Consider the following 18,562-nt stretch of genomic DNA (forward strand, 5'->3'; position numbering starts at 1 on the left):
ATTCAATAATTGAGTCAACTCATTATTGAAATCTGGTGCATGTATTCTTACTATCGGAGTGGATGTAACGACGGATTTCCCAATAAGCTGACAAGCCATTCACAATAACGGGGGAATCGGTATCGGGAAGCTGATCCATAAGGGCCCGATAAAAAGCCGCTTGCGGTGAAGAGGCTTTTTTTATTTCGTTCTTTCACCCGAGTGGATTTATGGCGATTCTTGCTTGGCTTTTCTGGATCGCTTGAATGAATACCGCTATTTCCCGTATGCTGATAATCGGGGATTGCAAATATGCTGCACTGGAATGGCAGGGTTATACATCCGTTGCGCAACCTGAAACACATCCGGACAAATTAATTTTAGTTGGTTGTTCTCGCATGCACGCTTTATAATCCGCACGCATTAACGACCTAATAACGGGATGGTCAGTATAAAATTATTGACTGAGTATTCTTTCCAAATGACATGAATCCAAATCTGAGTCAGCTGCAACCCTATCCATTTCAAAAACTGCGGATATTAGTTGAGGGAATAACACGTAACGCTGCATTGAGTCCGATTGATCTTCAGATTGGCGAACCCAAACATGCAACACCTGATTTTATCCGCCAAGCAATAGCAAATAATCTCGATGGTTTGTCGACATACCCCACTACATTGGGATTGCCGATACTACGCAATAGCATTGCAGCATGGATAAAACGGCGTTTTAATTTATTGAAAATTAATCCCGATACTGAAATTATTCCTGTCAACGGTAGTCGTGAGGCGCTGTTCTCTTTTGCGCAGACAGTCATCGATTCTAGCGCTAGTTTTCCGGTAGTGGTATGCCCCAATCCGTTTTATCAGATTTACGAAGGCGCGGCATTATTAGCGGGGGCAACGCCATATTTTATTAATACATTACCCGAAAATCGTTTTAGATTGGATTTTTCACAATTGAGCAATGACATATGGTCACGTACGCAGCTGATTTATGTCTGCTCACCCAATAATCCAACAGGTGGTGTGATGACGCTGGAAGAATGGCGGGAATTATTTGCACTATCAGATCGCTATGGTTTTGTGGTGGCCGCAGATGAATGTTATTCTGAAATTCATTTTGATGAAATAAAGCCACCATTAGGTGCGATGGATGCCGCAAATCAATTGGGGCGCACAGATTTTCCACGCTTGGTGGTATTTAATAGCTTATCGAAACGCTCGAATGTGCCAGGAATGCGCTCCGGTTTCGTGGCTGGTGATGCCGCGATATTGAAAAAATTTCTGTTGTATCGGACTTATCATGGTAGCGCCATGAACCCTGCGGCTCAAGCCGCCAGCGCAGCGGCCTGGAATGACGAAAAACATGTGGTGGAAAATCGCCGTCTGTATGCGCAAAAATTCTCCGATGCGATGGCGCTGCTGTCGGATGCAATAACAGTGCAAATGCCGGATGCGGGTTTTTATTTGTGGATTAAAACACCTATCGACGATACCGAATTCACCAAACGGTTGTATCAAGATTATAATGTGACGGTGCTGCCAGGCAGTTATCTTGCGCGTGATGCACAAGGCAGCAATCCGGGAAGAAATTATATTCGGGTTGCATTAGTACCGTCTGCACAGGAATGTAACGAAGCCATGCAAAGAATTAAAAGCCTCGTGACTCAGTTGAGTTAAGTCGAGCTGAATTTAAATTACTAAGGAAAATCATGAGTGAAATAAAAACCATCATTGAAGAAGCTTTTGATCGCCGCGCTGAAATTATGCCACGTAATGTCGATGCCAGTTTGAAGGAAGCCGTTGCACAAGTTCTGGCAATGCTGGATAACGGAAAATTGCGCGTAGCTGAGAAAATCGATGGCGATTGGGTAACTCATCAGTGGATCAAGAAAGCAGTGCTGCTATCATTCCGAATCGAGGATAACAGTTTTATCAAAGGCGGATTTTCCAATTATTTTGATAAAGTACCATCCAAGTTCGCAGATTACAGCTCCAGGGATTTTCGTGATGGCGGTTTTCGTGTAGTTCCGCCTGCAGCAGTACGCAAAGGTTCTTTTATTGCCAACAACGTCGTGTTGATGCCATCTTATGTCAATATAGGCGCGTATGTGGACGATGGCACGATGGTTGATACGTGGGCTACCGTTGGCTCATGTGCGCAAATTGGCAAAAATGTGCATCTATCGGGTGGTGTTGGTATTGGCGGCGTATTGGAGCCGGTGCAAGCCAATCCAACTATCATCGAAGATAATTGCTTTATTGGCGCACGCTCGGAGATTGTGGAAGGTGTGATTGTCGGTGAGAACTCTGTAATATCGATGGGTGTATATATTGGTCAAAGCACGAAAATTTATAACCGTGAAACCGGCGCAGTAAGTTACGGCCGCATTCCTCCCGGATCAGTTGTAGTATCGGGTAATTTACCGGCTGAAAATGGAAAATACAGTTTGTACTGTGCCGTAATCGTAAAACAAGTGGATGCTAAAACCCGTTCAAAAACGGGTATTAATGAGCTTTTACGAGGAATCTGATCAAGACATTCACAGTAAATTAGATAAAAATCCCCTATTGCGGGGATTTTTATACTTTATTTTTTTACGATAACTTGGTTATCAACATTCTTTACTCCATCCACGATCCAGGTATGCATATTGGTGCGGGTAATTTGATCTTCATTACGAGCGACACCCGTTAACGTCACATGACCCTCATTAACTTTGATTTCAATGCTGGTACCCTGCAGAACAGGATCTGATTGAATTGCCAGGGTAACACGGGCAAAAATGGTTGAATCATCATAAACCATACCAGGTGGTGGTGTAACCCAAGACGGATGAGTTTTTTCTGCGTAGTTTTCGCAGCCTGCCAAAAAAAAGATGCCTATCAGCAACAAGACTAAAGTAAATAATTTTAAAAAAATCTGCATGGTTGTTTTTCCTATCAATGATTGTTCTGCAGGTGTTTCGTAATTTTTCTTATACGCTGATAAAAACTCAATTATTCTATTTAGCGTGTATGGAATCATAACGCTATCGACAGGAAATAAACAAGCTGGCAGACTCAAAATATGTCACCAATAAGAATTTAATATTCAGTCTGCGCAAGCCTCTATCACAGCTCGGATTAAATTGTGCACTCGAGCACTTGAGTCACCAGACAAGCAATCAAGCTCATGTATTTTATCGCTAGCTCTTATGCCGCGCAACCAAGTTAGCTGCCGTTTAGCCAGCTGGCGCGTTGCGGCAATTCCCATGTCATGCATTTCGTCACGGTTGATTTTATTGTCCAAATAAAGACAGACCTGACGATAGCCGACACATCGCATTGATGACGATTCCATGTTCAATGACGAAAATCTCTGACGTATGGATTGAACTTCATCGATCAATCCGGCGTTTAGCATGTCTCTGAAGCGCTCTGCAATACGTGAATGCAATTGGCTGCGTTCACTAGGGATGAGTGCAATACTGACTTTACGATAGGGAAAATCTGCTGGTTGTGGGGTTTTCAGAATCTCTGACATCGGCTGTTGAGTCAGATAACATACCTCCAGGGCACGTTGGATACGCTGGCTATCTGTTGGTTTGATACGCGCAGCAATCGCTGGATCCAATTCTGATAGTTTTTGATGCATTGCAGGCCAACCGAGTTTCTTCGCCACATGTTCCAACTGCAATCGCAGATCTTGGTCTGCCGCTGGCAATACGGATAGACCCTCTTGCAATGCTCTGAAATAAAGCATCGTACCACCCACCAACAGCGGAATTTTGTTGCGCGAGGAGATGTCCTGCATGATGTTTAAAGCATCTTTGCGAAATTGCGCTGCTGAATAAGTCTGATCGGGATCAATGAGATTAATAAGATGATGTGGAGTATGAGTCAGAGTTTCTTGCTCGGGTTTGGCTGTCCCGATATTCATGTGGCGGTATACCTGAGCCGAATCCACACTGATAATTTCAATTGGAAGTTCTTTTGCTATATCTAAGGCAATTTGGCTTTTGCCACTCGCGGTGGGACCCATTAAAAAAATAGCAGTTGGTAAGCAAATCGGATTTTGCATTGCACAGTATTGACCGATGAAAAGAAGTTAAAATAAAGTAAAATAGAAGCAATTGATTAATTTAATACTAAATTTCTGGAGTTTTTATCGTTAAATAGTCATTGGATAATCAGAAGAACTCGGCTAAAATTTGGCAAATTCAATTTTTGTTAGGATCAAGCCATTGAAAATTTTCGCCGCCGTAGTATTTCTCCTTATATTATATAACCTAGGATCAGCACTGTATTACATGTATAAAGATAAAGGTAATTCAACACGTATGGTTAGATCATTAAGCATACGGATTGGTTTATCTCTTTTCTTATTTATTGTACTGATGATAGCAACTCGCTTAGATATGATGACTGAATAATTTTTTTGTTCAGAAGCGCTTCACGGTGTAATACATGAGCTTGCCCAAGCTGTATAAAGATGTAGTTATCGTTGGAGCAGGTGCTGCAGGCATGATGTGCGCAATTGAGGCAGGTAAGCGAGGCCGCAGCGTGATACTCATTGACCATGCATTTAAGTTAGCGGAAAAAATCCGTATTTCTGGCGGTGGTCGTTGCAACTTTACCAATTGCCATACCTCAGCGGAAAACTTCATTTCCGAAAATCCACATTTTTGCCGTTCCGCATTGGCTCGTTTCACGCCACAGGATTTTATTTCTCTGATTGAGAAGCATGGTATCCGTTATCACGAAAAAAAGTTGGGACAGTTATTTTGTGAGGGTAGCTCGCAACAAATTATTAACATGCTGCATCGCGAGTGCAGTGCAGTGAATGTAGATTGGCAACTAGCCTCTATTATCCAAAAAATAGAGAGCTTAGCGAACGATGAGAATCAAGATATTGGATCAAATTTTAGATTAATAACTGAGCGCAATACTATAGAAGCTAAATCTTTGGTAATTGCTACAGGCGGCTTATCGATTCCACAAATTGGCGCAAGCGCATTTGGCTATCAAGTTGCTAATCAGTTTGACGTTCGTGTAACATCGTTACGACCTGGTTTGGTGGGTTTAACCTTTGCTGCAGATGCATTTTCTGGCTTTAAGGAAATTTCAGGCGTGGCAATAGATGCTGAAGTTAGTTGTAACGGAACTTCGTTCCGTGAGGATATTTTATTCACCCATCGTGGATTAAGCGGCCCCGCTATATTGCAGATATCATCCTATTGGCGACCAGGAGAATCTTTATACATCAACCTGTTACCAAAAAAGAATGCACAGCAAATTTTTTCTCTTTATCGTCGAAGCACCATGCTTCTACCGAATCTGCTAGCCCGTTATCTCCCTAGACGTTTCGTGCAGGTCTGGTGCGCATCCCTGCTAGCCGAGCTAGCTATCACTGCAAAACCTATCGGTAACTATCGGGAAAATGAATTGCTCTTGATCGCAGAAAAACTCCACAACTGGCAGGTTATGCCGAGCGGCACGATCGGCTACAAGAAGGCGGAAGTAACGCTCGGTGGCGTCGATACTGTTGAGTTATCATCCAAAACAATGGAATCCAAGCACACAACGGGTCTGTTCTTTATTGGAGAGGTCGTCGATGTTACGGGTCATTTAGGAGGATTTAATTTCCAATGGGCTTGGTCATCGGGTTATGCTGCAGGGCAAGTTGTCTGAGTCTTACTATTCTATTTTTCTCCATAAAAATAAGTTGCAATTGAAAAATAGGTTTTACGCCACGCAAAAGACCTCTTTAAAATCTTTGAGGGATGCTTATTTTATTTGTCACCAGCACAATTTACGCAGCAATACTATCCAAATTCGCTTGTCGCTTAAACCAATGGACTCCATCTTTGACAGCACATACAGTCATCGTCGTTCCTATTTCTTTAGGGTAACGATGAACTAAATATGTCTCTTAAGCAATCACGCTATTTTGTCCAACTTGGGTTGACGGGATACAATTTGTAGGAAATAAATAGCCAGCTACATCAGTAAATTTCCTTCGTCACTACAGCAAAATTTCCCAGATTTTACAATAACCTCGTAGTATATATGTACTAGAAAAAAAGTAATAATGAACTATTGGTTTAAGGAAGTATTTCTACTATATTAGCCCCCAGTTTGTGAAATCAATCGTTACACAGAAATTCGGTGTTTTTCAATAAATTTGTAACATAAGTTTTACGTAGCAGACAGAGTTAGTAATCAAAAAATAACTAAAACTTGAAGGATTAAACATGTTAGTCAGTGTAAATGAAATTCGAATCAATTTCATACGGCGAATTGCCGTAATTACTGCGTTTTTCTTGTCAATTGGCATTACTGGCATGAATGTGCATGCGCACACGCCTCATGACATGATAATTGCATTTGCGGCATCGCCTGATTATGCCAATGATAAAACGATGTTCTTAGTTAGTGATGGCGCATTTACCGGTTGGTATTACGATCAAGTTATGCGCTCAACCGATGGGGGTACGAATTGGATTAATCTAGCGAATGGCTTAGACCATTCGCTAGAATACAGTGTTCTTCGCGTTTCTCCAAAATTTGCTACCGATCAAACTGTGTTTGCGGGCCTCAAAGGCAAAGGGGGCGTTTATCGCTCAACCAATCGTGGCGATTCGTGGGAATCCTTTAATACAGGTCTTGCCGTTTCAAACAAAATCATAAAAAAAATGGAGGTCGCTGAAACTAGCAGTGGTTATGTAGTTTTCTTTAGCGAAGGCAATGGAGCTCTTTTCCGTCGCTCCAATACAGATGCACAGTGGACTCAGGTACTCGATAAAACCAATAAAGTAACCGCTATCGCAATCTCACCTGACTTTGCTACCGATAACACTCTAATAATTGCAAGCGATACTGGATACTTACGAAAATCCACCAACGGTGGCATTGACTGGACCGAATTAGGGAATCCAACAGGAACCATCATCTACGATATGGCCATTGCACCAGGAGGCGCATCGGAAATATTTTTAGCGACCCCAAGCTTTGGAGTTTTTTATAGCAGCGATGGAGGAAATACCTTTGTCAGCAAAGGCACTAACTTACCTAACGAAGCGATTAATAATATAGCAGTTTCACCAGACTATGCGATCGACCGCACAGTTTTTAGTACCAGTCTGACTCAAGCGGTATTTAAATCTACCGACAGTGGTGATAATTGGGAACTGTTTAATTCAGGTGCTGTAGTCACTGTTCAAACATCATTACTCAATGAAATGACTGACTTGCAAGTATCCCGCACTTATGCAACAGATCAGACAGTATTTTTACCGGTATTCGATGGACTTTTTATCTCAAAAAATGGTGGCAGCACATGGAAGCAAAGTCAAACACGGATTGGCGTACTGACAGGGCTTGCGCTCTCTTCGAGTTTTAACACGGATCAAAAAATGATTGCCACAACATATGTTGGAAGGGGCATCGCTATTTCTGCCGATAGCGGTACAACCTGGTCTACCAGTGGCTGGCCCAATCCGACGGGACGGAAGATGAATTTCTTCGATTCACAGATCGTGAAGAATGCCAACGGTACTCAAACAATCGTTACTGCGACTAATGGATACGTGGGATCATCCACTAATTTCGGAGACAGTTGGACCGTTAAGTTTATTCCTAGATTTCTTGACATTAGAAAGGACCTCGTCTCTCTCACGGCTCTAGCAGCATCGCCAAACTTTGCAACCGATAAGGAAATTTACCTCGGATCGAGACTCCATGGGTTACTGCAGACCAGAGATGCTGGGAAAACTTGGATATTGCAACGGGGAATGCCAACAAACCGTCCTATTACAAGTGTAGCTGTGTCGCCTAATTATGCTAACGACCGCGTTGCATTTGCCACCAATCGCGCTGGAGAAGTATGGCGGACACAGGATGGTGGAGATACTTTCTTGCGTGTCGGTGCCAGTTCGATCATCCAAACCGGGTGGGCTGGGCAAAGATATATGTGGGTTGCGATATCCCCACAATTTGCTATCGATAATCTTGTACTTGTTGGCACAACCAGTGGTATTTACCGTTCAACTGATGGCGGCACCACCTGGACAAAAGAAACTGACACTTCAGTTGGATCAAATGCCGTTATTTTACAAGTAGAATTTTCACCAAACTTCGGCGTCGACCGAACCATCTTTGTCAATGTCCGTGGTAAAGGATTGTTTAGCGCAAATCTGGATGGAGCAGGCGCAGTAACATCTTCGCTGAATACAACCGCATCGCTGATTGCTACTGAAAATATTGAATTCATTGAATTCAAGATATCGCCTACCTACGAATTGGATTCGACGATTGTAGGTGCGGCAAGAAAAAATATCTATAAATCAGTGGATAATGGATTAACCTGGGCAGTAGCAGGATACCCTGACAATTAAAGTATTGATGATTGCAAATAAAAACCGCTCGATCAAGATCGAGCGGTTTTTATTTATCTGGAATTTTGCATTGGCCACTGAAACTGCAATAACAGACATCAGCAACTACTAACAAAATCTCCCATTGTTCATCGGTCAGTTCCGTTTTATCATTCACCTAAGATGGAAAGAAATTTTCATTGACTATTATAAAATATCAGCAAAACCATAATTCATGGCTATGCAATTTTCTGGAGAAATTTATGCGCAATAGACAGTTAGTAGCGACAATTCTCTGTGTTCTTGTTTTAAGTGGTTGTGGCTACAATACGCTTCAATCGACTGATGAGCAAATTAAAGCCAGTTGGGCAGAAGTGCTGAATCAATATAAGCGACGTACAGATTTAATACCCAATTTAGTTAATACCGTCAAAGGATTCGCTGCCCAAGAAAAAGATGTATTGCTCGGAGTTACCAATGCTCGTTCCAGAATTGGCAGTATTCAAGCAACTCCAGAGTTAGTCAACGACCCTGAAACATTGACTAAATTCCAGAATGCGCAAGGAGAATTGTCCAGTTCTCTTTCAAGGCTACTGGCCGTCGTCGAGAATTATCCCGAGTTAAAATCAGATGCCAATTTTCGTGATTTACAAGCACAACTGGAAGGCACAGAAAATCGTATCACTGTAGCACGCAATCGGTATATTAAAGCAGTTCAAGAATACAATACTATCGTCCGGTCTTTCCCCAGCAATCTCACAGCCATGCTATTTGGATTTCAAACAAAACCCGGCTTCACTGTGGAAAATGAAGACGAGATATCTATTGCGCCAAAAATTGATTTTGATACGCCGAGATTAAAAGATAAATAAACCCAGTTACCATCTTCATGAAACCTACATCGACCAGCGCAGAATCAATCCCTACAATCAAGAATATATTTTTTAGAGCTATTACCCTACTTGCAATTTTATTGGCAATTACTTCAGTCAGGGCAGAAATCGTCATTCCATCCCTTAAATCCCATGTAACTGATTTAACTGGAACTCTCTCTACTCACGAAATCACACAATTGGAACATCAATTAACGGCATTTGAAAAAAAGACAGGTAGTCAAATTGCCATATTAATTGTCCCGACCACTCAACCCTTCGCTATTGAGCAATACGCCATGCAGGTTGTTGAAGCATGGAAAATAGGACGTAAAGGTATTGATGATGGTGTCTTACTGTTGATTGCTAAAAACGACAGAATGCTTCGTATTGAGGTTGGTTATGGTTTGGAAGGCATACTACCGGATGCTACAGCGAAACGAATTATCACGGAAATTATTACACCTCGATTTAAACAGGGGCAGTTTGCCGAAGGTATTCAAGCAGGGATTGAAGTGATCATAGGTCTGATCAACGGTGAAGCACTGCCACTCCCCAGCGCCACGCAAAACAGCAATTTGCCCAATACGCAGTCAAATATTGATAGCTTAATCATCATCCTTATCTTTTCCACAGTCATTGGAAGAGTATTGCAAGTACACCTGGGGCGTATAGCTGGAGCCACCGTAACTGGCATGGGTCTGGGATTTGTTGGCTGGTCAATATTTTCTTCGATAGCGATCGCTATCCTCATCGCTGTTGTCGTATTCATTCTGAATCTTTTCATTCACATCAACCCAGGAATTTACCGCAATGGGCGAGGTAATTGGTCAAATTCTGGCTTTAGAGGCGGCGGTTCTGGTGGCGGCGGATTCAGTGGAGGCGGCGGTAGCTTTGGTGGTGGTGGCGCCTCTGGGAGGTGGTAAATGAGTTTAACACGTATCATACGTCATTTATCTGCTGGACAATGGTTGCTTCGACGCGCATTGCCTGCCGCTACGCTGACGGCCATTGAACAAGCAATTCAGCAATCAGAAACAAGTCATAGTGGTGAAATCTGCATTGCTGTGGAATGTGCACTCAATACTCTAGCCCTAATTAGAAATCAAACTGCACGAGAGCGCGCACTTGAAGTTTTTTCACGATTACGAGTATGGGATACCGAACAGAATAATGGCGTACTCATATACTTGCTGCTGGCTGACCGTGATGTAGAAATCATTGTGGATCAAGGCATACATGCCAAAGTTTCCAACAAAGAATGGGGAAATATTTGCCATATTATGGAATCCGCATTTAGTCAGCAACAATTTGAGGCTGGTCTCATTCAAGGTATCCATGCCATTAGTCAGCATTTAGAAACGCACTTTCCTTATGATCCCAATAAAGACAAAAATGAACTTACTAATAAACCTACGATACTGTGATGATTTTGTTATTTGGGTATGGAAATCCCGGACGTGGCGATGACGCACTGGGTCCTTTATTGATCGAACAGGTCAATCAGTTGAGGTTAACAAATACCCAGTGCCTCATTGACATGCAACTATTGATCGAGCACACAATTGATTTACTTGCATTTGATCAGATCGTATTTATTGATGCAGACATGTCATGCGCTGAACCTTACGAATTTTTACCGATTCATGCCGAAAAAGACGCCAGTTATACCAGTCACGCACTTACACCATCTGCACTATTATTTACATATCAGAAAATATACCAGCGCACTGCCCCGACTTCTTTTTTACTCCGCATTCGTGGCTATCAATTTGAATTGGGCGAGAAACTAAGCATTCAGGCAGAAATAAACCTGCAAGCAGCTATCTCAGAAATTCAACATTGGCATTCACAATACACTTAATAAATTTGGTCGTGAATCCCTATTACAGAGGGTATCCAGCATCTTTTTATTTTTCGATATTGTGCAAAAGTGGCCAAGGATAATCTTCTAAATGTGCTTGTAATTCCTCTTTACGGTAATGATTAACCCGTGACACGGCCTGAACGACCACCATAATAATTGGCAGTGTAAATATCAATTGCCGGTCAGTGCAATCAGATGCTCGCCTATCCACAGTGTAATCACCCAATTGAAGATGAGTGCCAACAAATAAAGCGCCGGGCCAAGCAGAGAGCGAAATAACATGGCAAGCACCCCTTTCGGTATTTTCTCCTCGTACCTCCGATCAATTTTCTGAAAGGTAGCCACCAGCAAGAAACTTGTCAGCAATCAACCGGCATAGTTTGAAATCGGCACACCAAAATGTAGTCCGGCTTCATAGTAACCATATATTTGCCCAGGAAACCAGTGACTGCCTTGCAACGGCACTGAATCAATGATGATATCTAAAAATGTCTGCAGAAAAACGCCTAGCACTAAAACAGCCCATGAATGCCGAATCGCGAGCGTTTCCAGCGTGACCGGATTGGCGCCTTTCGTGACCAAGGGCGACAGGATAAACAATGCCGTCATATAACTGCAATAAGTCAGAGAAACATACGAGAACGAATCAAAAAAAGCATCCCCCAACCCATAGCTCTTGATGACTGGTGTCATCAGTATAATAATGCCAACCGTACGGAAACCCAGTGGTAATCGAAAGCTTCTCCGACGCAAAAGCAATCAGATAGCCAGCAACGGTAAATGCCAAGGTCTTGCGCCAACCCACATGTGGCAAAAATACCGCAAAAAAGCAAAAACATAAGGACGCATGACTATAGTGTCAATAGCGATATCAAGCATAAACAATTCCTAGGTTAATGAGCTTATTTGTGAAAATCATCCGATCTTGTTAACCATAATTGAGAATAAAGAATTGCGAACAGACATGATAATTATTTATAAATATCAATTATATTCAATAAGTTATTGCAATATATTTTATTTTAAAGTTTCTAAATAGACAATCTTGGCTTAAGCCTATTAATCGTTTTATCTGTCATCATAGCAAACTCATTTAAAGCCGTATGAACTGTATGTTAGAGAGCGCACAGAAAAAAAATCAGGATGGTCTAAAATGATCTTAGCACTCATACCCCTTTTTAATGAGTCGACCGCACCAGTCAGGACGAATTTCATATCGTCTAGCCGGATGACTGGATTCGGATGCCCAGTGCGCATCTCCCCTAACCCTCCTATCTGCGCACTGGGTGTTCATTCCAATTCTCTATCGATGTATTCAACCAAGTAATTTGATAAGTAACTATTGAATACTCAGCCTAGCACAACGTAATAAGACATGAAAAGATTCAGATTCATACGTATCTTCTCAACAATTCTCACGCAGTCCTTTTCATGAAAAGCCAATCCAGTGTACGGTTTCGTACAGATAGATTTTCTGCAAAATGAAAGAATAAAGCCCAGAATTAATTTAGGTTTTGTCTTGCATCAGGATTATTTCTTGTTTACTTAATGACTTGATAGTGGAGAGATTCATATGGAGAAAAGAAAAATTTTATTTTTAACTTTACTGGGAGTGATCGGCCTTGGCATAGGAATTAATAATGCCATCAGTCAAAACGATAATGTTCTGATAGAGAAAGAAAATGATGCGATTATGAGTGCACAGACTCATGACCCAAGACCAGAGCAGAAAAAAAGTAAGCATGATCACTCTAATATTTTCGATGCTTCGAGCGCTCTGCCTTCCTCTGATACATTCCAACAACAACCCGATAATGGAAAAACACTCGGATTTGATTTTTACCGAGATTCGCTCAATGCAAAAAAGCCACAGCAAACCTTTGAAGAAACAATGAAATCTGATATGGCAGAGCGGCCAAGGATTAGTAGAACTCAACAGGAGTTATTACAGAGTCGCTACGATCTTACCCCACGTTTCGACGCAGAGGTAACCATGACTCGTGGCAAACCCATTGCGGTCGGTCCAACTGCTGTATTGAAAGACAAAATGAGCTGGCAAAAACTTGCTGCGATATCACCTGAAGAAATTCGCAAAAATAATCTATTTCCTTACCCTGCATTACCACATCCCAAACAAGTAACTGGCGGACAGGTCTTTCCTCTCATGCAGATCTCGATGTTTCCTAGATTAGAAAGGTTCGACGTAGAGTTTGATTTGCCGGAAGCGTTTTTGCCAGAGTTCCCCCCTGCTATTTTCCTTCAGAACAGGCCTGAATTAGGGGATGTTTCCCGCGGGGAGGTTGTTTCCATCAATAATTTTTATCGTTTATTCAAAGATATATTGACCCCGGTTCAGCTTACTGGATTGCAGATGTTGTTAACACCACTACCGCAGGAAGAATTCAATCCGACAGATGATCGTAAAAGCGCTCAACCCAGTCTTGGCGTTACCTGTTTTGATTGTCATGTCAATGGTCACACAACGGGACAATTTCATTTAAGTCCTGATATGCGCCCTCAGGAACGCCGAGTTCGCTTGGATACCACCAGTTTGCGCGGAGTATACAGTCAACAGATTCATGGATCAAAACGCAGCTTGCGTTCGATTGAGGACTTCACAGAATTCGAATTCCGCACTGCTTATTTCAATGGCGATCCAATACATGCAATGAAAAAAGGATTCCCGATGATTGATCGGATCCATGTGAGTCATATGGCACAATTTCAAAACATGTTGGATTTTCCACCCGCTCCAAAATTAGATAGCCAAGGCCGACTGGATCCCTCAAAAGCGACTGAAAAAGAGATTCGGGGTGAAAATATCTTTTTGGGTAAAGGGCAATGCGGAAATTGCCATCAGCCACCTGCATTCCTCGACAATCAAATGCATGACCTGAAACTTGAACGCTTCTTGAATGAACCGGGCGATGGGCCAATAAAAACTTTTACACTTCGTGGTATTAAAGACAGCCCTCCTTATCTACACGATGGTCGTCTGCTTACCCTGGAAGATACGGTCGAATTTTTCAACCTGGTATTACAACTTAAATTAACGGATGAAGAGAAATCCGATCTTGTCGCATACATGAAACAACTCTAACCTGAATCTTCTCTGGTTTTACCAACATTATGTAATGAAATAGGTAAAAAAATGAATGCTGTGAAATGGTTTGGAGTTTCTCTCCTTGCAATGTTATTTCTCTTAATCGTATTACTAATCTCAGCACCCAATTTGAATTGGGCACGAGAGATTGTGACACAACAAGTTAGTGACAAGACGGGTCGCAATCTTACTATTAAAGGTAATTTTATAATCGATTGGTCTTTAACGCCACTAATTAGAATGGAGCAAATACAGTTCGAAAATGCCGACTGGAGCGAGCAACCTAACATGGTGGAACTTGCCGCATTGGGCATGCGTATCGATTTGATTGAGCTTCTCAAAGGGCGCATGCTATTTCCCGAGATTACCCTCACCAAGCCGCATATTATTTTACAGAAATCATCCAAAGGAGAGCGAAATTGGGATTTGCAGATTGCTGCAAATGATCCTAAGAGTAAAACAGAAATGCCCCTCATTGAGCGTTTACGGATTGTGGAAGGTCACCTTAACTATGAGGATTTAACAACTGATACAGCAATTACCACAGCTTTCGCAACAACTATGAGTGCAGCTCGCAATGAAGAGCTCACGGAGTTGCAAGCTCAAGGAAAGCTGAATGGGCATCCATTACTTGTAAATCTAAATGCAGGTCCTTTAGTTGCTTTGAGGGAAGCTGAAATACCCTATCCACTGACCTTAAGTTTGCAAGCCGGGCAAACCAGCATCAAAGTAGAAGGCACACTGATACAACCTCTGCAGCTCAAAGGCCTTGATTTGCAATTTTTAATGCAAGGCCCTAACCCAGATCAACTATCACAAATCCTGAAATTACCCATGCCTAGCTTACCCCCTTATCGACTAAAAGGTGATTTGTCGCATCATGAAAATTTGTGGCAAATTAGAAATTTGAATGGCCGTGTGGGTGATAGTGATCTTGCCGGAACAATCAGTGTGAAGTTAGGCGATGCAGTGCCTTTTATAAAGGCCGATCTAAAATCAGAAAAAATAGACTTGGATGATCTTGGACCATTAATTGGTCTTTCACCCGACACGGGTCATGAGGAAACTGCATCTTTAACTCAGCAGAAAAAAGTAAAACGAGAAACTACGAATCCGTTCATTCTACCCAGCGATCCTATCGATTTTAAGGAACTACAGACTATCAATGCCGACATCTCTTTACGCAGCAAACGAGTTAAATCAAAACTACCAGTGGATGATCTCTTCATGCAGGTGATCATTGATAACGGCGATCTCAAGCTTGCACCTCTGGATTTTGGCGTTGCTAATGGAAATATCCGGGCACATTTTGAATTAAACACAAGTTCGAAACCCGTTAAAAGCAAAATCGAGGCTGAAATACGTTACGTACAATTAGGAGAAATATTACGTCGTTTTGAAATTGCTGATGAAAGCGCCGGATTAGTGGGAGGTCAAGGCATGTTCTGGTTCAAAGGAGATGCCATTGCAGAAATGTTAGCATCAGCTGATGGCGGATTGTTGATGCTGATGACCGGCGGGCAATTGGATAATCTGTTGGTCGAATTAGCCGGGCTTGATATTGGCGAGGCGTTGGTATCGTTATTTGATAAAGACAACGAACCTAATATCAATTGTGCTTTTTTGGATTTTCCAATCAATAACGGGGTTTTGAATATGGATAATTTTATTGTGGATACGCAGGATACGATTTTTTTAAGTAAAGGAACCATTGATTTTAACAAGGAAGAGCTAAATTTGATTATTGATCCCAAACCGAAAGACTTAAGCGTTTTCTCGGCTCGCGCACCACTTCATATAGAAGGTACTTTCAAGAAACCTACTTTTACTCCAGGCGCTTCCGCGATATTAAGGGGTGCAGCTTCACTTGCGCTGTTACCTTCAGCGCCCATCGTAAGCTTATATTCATTTCTCCAGAAAGATCAAGAAGAAAAGAAGGCAGGTAATCAAGAAAATATACATTGTGCAGATCTTGTGGATGCAATTAATAAAGCACGCAAGTAGTGCTAATATTTTTTCTGGAAACAATATGAGAAAGCAAATGACCTATAAAATGCTTCGCACCTGGATGATTGGATCTCTGTGCATTATATTTAGCATAAGTGGTTGTGCGAGTTTTAACCCTGCGGTAGAAGAAGCTCCGCAACAAGATATAATTTTAGCCATGAGAGTAAAAGCAAAACTGATTGAAACAAAAGAGCTTAAGGCCGCTGCCATACATGTGAAAGCAGCAAATGGATTGGTGGTCATAAGTGGGTTTGTCGAAACCGAGTCTCAACGGCAATTAGCCGCTTCGGTTGCTCAACAAGTTCCTAATGTAAAACAGGTTAATAACCAAATTAAAGTTAAATAAACATAAATAACTATCTAAAAAAGTAAAAAACCTTGAGTTTTTCAATACCATCATTAGTTATAATTGGTTATAAAAAATAGCAATCACTCTTTTCGGTAAATTAAATAATGATAAATATCAATACCCTAATTAAAGAATATGCTATGGCCCGCAGTCGCACTTTGGATTTAATTGAGCCATTATTTGAAGAGGACTGCTGTGTTCAATCCTTACCGGATGCGAGTTCGATAAAATGGCATCTTGGTCATGTCACATGGTTCTTTGAAGCTTTTGTCCTCCAACATTACGAAAAGCCATTCAAACCCTTTCAGCAAGAATTTCTCACCATGTTTAGCTCCTACAACGAATCAAATGTGCCTCATCCAGACCCAAAACGTGTTTTTTTTACTCGACCTTCCTTGAAGACAACACGTGATTATTGCCAGAACATTGATGAGCGCATGAACAATCTGTTGAGAAAACTGACAGAAGATAATATGTTGCAAATGATAACCACCCTTGGGATTCAACATGAATTTCAACACCAAGAACTTATGCTGGCAGATCTCAAACATCTTTTATCACAAAACCCATTAAATCCAATTTATCAACCTAAAAACAACTTGCAAATAACAACCTCAAACATGACAGATCCACTAGAGTGGCGTAATTTTGAAGGGGGCCTAATAGAAATAGGCTATGAGGGAAAAGGATTTAGCTATGACAATGAGTCGCCACGTCACAAGCAGTATCTTTACCCCTATCAATTGGCGTCACGTTTAGCCACGAATAGGGAATATATACAATTTATTGAAGAAGATGGCTACGACGATCCTTGCTTTTGGTTTTCGGAAGGTTGGAAATGGATCAAATCAGTCGATTGTCGTCATCCACTTTACTGGCAGCATGAAGAAGGAGAGTGGAAAGAGTTTACCCTCCACGGACTCGTTCCATTGGATTTGGAGCTTGCAGTAACTCATCTGTCGTATTATGAAGCGAGTGCTTTTGCACAATGGCGTAATGCACGCTTACCTACCGAAGCAGAATGGGAAAATGCAGCATCTAAGCAAGAAATTGATGGAGACTTTGCCGATGACAATTATTTCCATCCTCGCCATACTGCCACTAATAATACGAGCGTTAATATTAACGCGCTTTATGGTACCGTTTGGGAATGGACACAATCCAGCTACTCACCTTATCCTGGCTATAATCCAAAAAAATCCAACACTGACAAACCTAAATCTGACATTTGGGATATAGCCGTAGGCGAATATAATAGCGAGTCTATGGTAAATCAATATGTCTTGCGTGGCGGTTCTTGTATCACACCGAAAAAGCGCATCCGTTCAAGTATGCGTAACTTTCTTCCTGCTGAAGCACGCTGGCAGTTTTCCGGCATTCGTTTAGCACGTAATGAATAGGTATAAATTGAATAGATTTTTTGATTGTTATTCATATTTAGTCTAGGACCCTGATACTGAAGAAGCCCCGTAAATTCGAGCAGTCCAATACTTATCAAAGCTAAGCAGCAAACATTAAGGATATAACTGTCGAATAAAGCGAGACCCTTTCTTAGTTAACTATTTTCATGGCATGATTTAATAGCCCGATCCAGAAGGGTTAGTAGGACTTGTGCCTGAGGGAACATTTGCATTCGTTCCCGGCGCACTAGTTGGAGGAACTCCAGGCGATATAGGTATATTCGAGTTTACTCCTGTAGGATCGTTTGGGTTAACCATAGCAGGGCTATTAGGACTCACCTGGGAACCATCACGTGAAAGATCACGCGAAAGAGAATCGGATTGCGAACTTCCTGCTGAATCTCTGTCATTATTAATACTGTTTTGTGAATGAGGAGATTGGGACGATACAACCGTGCTCACTAACATAAAAATTGCACTCATAATAAATATCACTGCTGTTTTCTTTCCTTTAGTCATGATATTAATCCTTCCGTTTTGTTAATAGAAGGATTAATGATGCAAGTTAAATAGTCGGCCCTGCAAAATTCACATGACTGTGGCGGAGGCTTTGTATACAAGAAAG

General features: G+C 41.7%; 20 protein-coding genes. 14 read left to right on the top strand and 6 right to left on the bottom strand.

Going from position 1 to position 18,562, the window contains the following annotated elements; all coding sequences use genetic code 11:
• Nucleotides 1-245 precede the first annotated feature (245 nt).
• The 3 genes from QZV86_RS10730 (at nucleotide 246) to dapD (ending at nucleotide 2,516) form a co-directional block, all read left to right on the top strand.
• Complete coding sequence (locus QZV86_RS10730; protein ID WP_295627661.1) at nucleotides 246-392, top strand: hypothetical protein; 147 nt, start codon at nucleotides 246-248, stop codon at nucleotides 390-392.
• A 73-nt stretch (nucleotides 393-465) separates the two neighbouring features.
• Complete coding sequence (dapC, locus tag QZV86_RS10735; RefSeq protein ID WP_295627664.1) at nucleotides 466-1,662, top strand: succinyldiaminopimelate transaminase; 1,197 nt, start codon at nucleotides 466-468, stop codon at nucleotides 1,660-1,662.
• A gap of 32 nt (nucleotides 1,663-1,694) precedes the next feature.
• The gene (gene dapD, locus QZV86_RS10740) at nucleotides 1,695-2,516 is read left to right on the top strand and encodes a 2,3,4,5-tetrahydropyridine-2,6-dicarboxylate N-succinyltransferase (RefSeq protein WP_295627667.1); all 822 of its coding nucleotides are present in this window, start codon (nucleotides 1,695-1,697) and stop codon (nucleotides 2,514-2,516) included.
• 56 nt (nucleotides 2,517-2,572) lie between these two features.
• On the opposite strand, the gene QZV86_RS10745 is transcribed toward dapD, so the two are convergent.
• Both QZV86_RS10745 and miaA read right to left on the bottom strand, forming a co-directional pair.
• On the bottom strand, nucleotides 2,573-2,911 hold the full coding sequence (locus QZV86_RS10745) for a BON domain-containing protein (protein WP_295627672.1): 339 nt from the start codon (nucleotides 2,909-2,911) through the stop codon (nucleotides 2,573-2,575).
• A 165-nt stretch (nucleotides 2,912-3,076) separates the two neighbouring features.
• The gene (gene miaA, locus QZV86_RS10750) at nucleotides 3,077-4,006 is read right to left on the bottom strand and encodes a tRNA (adenosine(37)-N6)-dimethylallyltransferase MiaA (protein ID WP_295627675.1); all 930 of its coding nucleotides are present in this window, start codon (nucleotides 4,004-4,006) and stop codon (nucleotides 3,077-3,079) included.
• 202 nt (nucleotides 4,007-4,208) lie between these two features.
• Here miaA and QZV86_RS10755 point away from each other — a divergent pair, with 202 nt between their 5' ends.
• From QZV86_RS10755 to QZV86_RS10785, 7 genes are all read left to right on the top strand, one after another.
• Nucleotides 4,209-4,397 (top strand): twin transmembrane helix small protein, encoded by a 189-nt coding sequence (locus QZV86_RS10755; protein WP_295627679.1) that lies wholly within the window; start codon nucleotides 4,209-4,211, stop codon nucleotides 4,395-4,397.
• Nucleotides 4,398-4,431: 34 nt separating this feature from the next.
• Entirely contained in the window at nucleotides 4,432-5,655 is a 1,224-nt protein-coding gene (locus tag QZV86_RS10760) for an NAD(P)/FAD-dependent oxidoreductase (RefSeq protein WP_295627685.1), read from the top strand.
• A gap of 563 nt (nucleotides 5,656-6,218) precedes the next feature.
• Complete coding sequence (locus tag QZV86_RS10765) at nucleotides 6,219-8,360, top strand: hypothetical protein (RefSeq protein ID WP_295627689.1); 2,142 nt, start codon at nucleotides 6,219-6,221, stop codon at nucleotides 8,358-8,360.
• A 242-nt stretch (nucleotides 8,361-8,602) separates the two neighbouring features.
• Nucleotides 8,603-9,211: a LemA family protein gene (locus tag QZV86_RS10770; RefSeq protein ID WP_295627692.1), complete on the top strand. Its 609-nt coding sequence runs from the start codon at nucleotides 8,603-8,605 to the stop codon at nucleotides 9,209-9,211.
• A 17-nt stretch (nucleotides 9,212-9,228) separates the two neighbouring features.
• On the top strand, nucleotides 9,229-10,137 hold the full coding sequence (locus QZV86_RS10775) for a YgcG family protein (protein WP_295627697.1): 909 nt from the start codon (nucleotides 9,229-9,231) through the stop codon (nucleotides 10,135-10,137).
• Entirely contained in the window at nucleotides 10,138-10,638 is a 501-nt protein-coding gene (locus QZV86_RS10780) for a TPM domain-containing protein (RefSeq protein WP_295627700.1), read from the top strand.
• Nucleotides 10,638-11,075 carry a hydrogenase maturation protease gene (locus QZV86_RS10785; protein ID WP_295627732.1) on the top strand — a complete coding sequence of 146 codons (438 nt, stop codon included), beginning with the start codon at nucleotides 10,638-10,640 and terminating at the stop codon, nucleotides 11,073-11,075. Before QZV86_RS10780 ends, QZV86_RS10785 begins: the two co-directional genes overlap by 1 nt.
• A gap of 174 nt (nucleotides 11,076-11,249) precedes the next feature.
• Here QZV86_RS10785 and QZV86_RS10790 read toward each other — a convergent pair whose 3' ends face one another.
• From QZV86_RS10790 to QZV86_RS13820, 3 genes are read right to left on the bottom strand one after another with little or no spacing between them, the layout of a single operon-like run.
• The gene (locus QZV86_RS10790) at nucleotides 11,250-11,444 is read right to left on the bottom strand and encodes a hypothetical protein (protein WP_295627704.1); all 195 of its coding nucleotides are present in this window, start codon (nucleotides 11,442-11,444) and stop codon (nucleotides 11,250-11,252) included.
• Nucleotides 11,445-11,771, bottom strand: coding sequence for a carotenoid biosynthesis protein (locus tag QZV86_RS10795; protein WP_295627708.1), 327 nt, complete (start codon nucleotides 11,769-11,771; stop codon nucleotides 11,445-11,447).
• Nucleotides 11,725-11,883 carry a carotenoid biosynthesis protein gene (locus QZV86_RS13820; protein ID WP_366925699.1) on the bottom strand — a complete coding sequence of 53 codons (159 nt, stop codon included), beginning with the start codon at nucleotides 11,881-11,883 and terminating at the stop codon, nucleotides 11,725-11,727. The genes QZV86_RS10795 and QZV86_RS13820 overlap by 47 nt, the downstream gene beginning before the upstream one ends.
• 768 nt (nucleotides 11,884-12,651) lie before the next feature.
• On the opposite strand from QZV86_RS13820, the gene QZV86_RS10800 reads away from it, so the two are divergent.
• The 4 genes from QZV86_RS10800 (at nucleotide 12,652) to egtB (ending at nucleotide 17,937) form a co-directional block, all read left to right on the top strand.
• A complete protein-coding gene (locus QZV86_RS10800) occupies nucleotides 12,652-14,178 on the top strand; it encodes a cytochrome B6 (protein WP_295627712.1) in 1,527 nt (508 codons plus the stop codon).
• A 51-nt stretch (nucleotides 14,179-14,229) separates the two neighbouring features.
• On the top strand, nucleotides 14,230-16,185 hold the full coding sequence (locus QZV86_RS10805; RefSeq protein ID WP_295627715.1) for an AsmA family protein: 1,956 nt from the start codon (nucleotides 14,230-14,232) through the stop codon (nucleotides 16,183-16,185).
• Nucleotides 16,160-16,534 carry a BON domain-containing protein gene (locus QZV86_RS10810; protein WP_295627720.1) on the top strand — a complete coding sequence of 125 codons (375 nt, stop codon included), beginning with the start codon at nucleotides 16,160-16,162 and terminating at the stop codon, nucleotides 16,532-16,534. The genes QZV86_RS10805 and QZV86_RS10810 overlap by 26 nt, the downstream gene beginning before the upstream one ends.
• 107 nt (nucleotides 16,535-16,641) lie before the next feature.
• Entirely contained in the window at nucleotides 16,642-17,937 is a 1,296-nt protein-coding gene (egtB, locus tag QZV86_RS10815; RefSeq protein ID WP_295627725.1) for an ergothioneine biosynthesis protein EgtB, read from the top strand.
• A 177-nt stretch (nucleotides 17,938-18,114) separates the two neighbouring features.
• Here the strand turns inward: egtB and QZV86_RS10820 are convergent, their stop codons facing one another.
• Nucleotides 18,115-18,456 carry a hypothetical protein gene (locus tag QZV86_RS10820; RefSeq protein WP_295627729.1) on the bottom strand — a complete coding sequence of 114 codons (342 nt, stop codon included), beginning with the start codon at nucleotides 18,454-18,456 and terminating at the stop codon, nucleotides 18,115-18,117.
• Between the last annotated feature and the right edge of the window lie 106 nt (nucleotides 18,457-18,562).

Source organism: uncultured Nitrosomonas sp. (assembly GCF_902826915.1).
In the GTDB taxonomy this organism is placed as follows: domain Bacteria; phylum Pseudomonadota; class Gammaproteobacteria; order Burkholderiales; family Nitrosomonadaceae; genus Nitrosomonas.

What these genes read in the sequence shown, in the direction of transcription:
- miaA (WP_295627675.1), bottom strand. Translation starts at nt 4,006, where the DNA reads ATGGGTCCCACCGCGAGTGGCAAAAGCCAAATTGCCTTAGATATAGCA.
- QZV86_RS10795 (WP_295627708.1), bottom strand. Translation starts at nt 11,771, where the DNA reads ATGACACCAGTCATCAAGAGCTATGGGTTGGGGGATGCTTTTTTTGAT.
- QZV86_RS10785 (WP_295627732.1), top strand. Translation starts at nt 10,638, where the DNA reads ATGATTTTGTTATTTGGGTATGGAAATCCCGGACGTGGCGATGACGCA.
- QZV86_RS10820 (WP_295627729.1), bottom strand. Translation starts at nt 18,456, where the DNA reads ATGACTAAAGGAAAGAAAACAGCAGTGATATTTATTATGAGTGCAATT.
- QZV86_RS10770 (WP_295627692.1), top strand. Translation starts at nt 8,603, where the DNA reads ATGCGCAATAGACAGTTAGTAGCGACAATTCTCTGTGTTCTTGTTTTA.
- QZV86_RS10775 (WP_295627697.1), top strand. Translation starts at nt 9,229, where the DNA reads ATGAAACCTACATCGACCAGCGCAGAATCAATCCCTACAATCAAGAAT.
- QZV86_RS10745 (WP_295627672.1), bottom strand. Translation starts at nt 2,911, where the DNA reads ATGCAGATTTTTTTAAAATTATTTACTTTAGTCTTGTTGCTGATAGGC.
- egtB (WP_295627725.1), top strand. Translation starts at nt 16,642, where the DNA reads ATGATAAATATCAATACCCTAATTAAAGAATATGCTATGGCCCGCAGT.
- QZV86_RS10805 (WP_295627715.1), top strand. Translation starts at nt 14,230, where the DNA reads ATGAATGCTGTGAAATGGTTTGGAGTTTCTCTCCTTGCAATGTTATTT.
- QZV86_RS10730 (WP_295627661.1), top strand. Translation starts at nt 246, where the DNA reads ATGAATACCGCTATTTCCCGTATGCTGATAATCGGGGATTGCAAATAT.
- QZV86_RS10810 (WP_295627720.1), top strand. Translation starts at nt 16,160, where the DNA reads ATGCAATTAATAAAGCACGCAAGTAGTGCTAATATTTTTTCTGGAAAC.
- QZV86_RS10780 (WP_295627700.1), top strand. Translation starts at nt 10,138, where the DNA reads ATGAGTTTAACACGTATCATACGTCATTTATCTGCTGGACAATGGTTG.
- QZV86_RS10765 (WP_295627689.1), top strand. Translation starts at nt 6,219, where the DNA reads ATGTTAGTCAGTGTAAATGAAATTCGAATCAATTTCATACGGCGAATT.
- QZV86_RS10760 (WP_295627685.1), top strand. Translation starts at nt 4,432, where the DNA reads ATGAGCTTGCCCAAGCTGTATAAAGATGTAGTTATCGTTGGAGCAGGT.
- dapC (WP_295627664.1), top strand. Translation starts at nt 466, where the DNA reads ATGAATCCAAATCTGAGTCAGCTGCAACCCTATCCATTTCAAAAACTG.
- dapD (WP_295627667.1), top strand. Translation starts at nt 1,695, where the DNA reads ATGAGTGAAATAAAAACCATCATTGAAGAAGCTTTTGATCGCCGCGCT.
- QZV86_RS10800 (WP_295627712.1), top strand. Translation starts at nt 12,652, where the DNA reads ATGGAGAAAAGAAAAATTTTATTTTTAACTTTACTGGGAGTGATCGGC.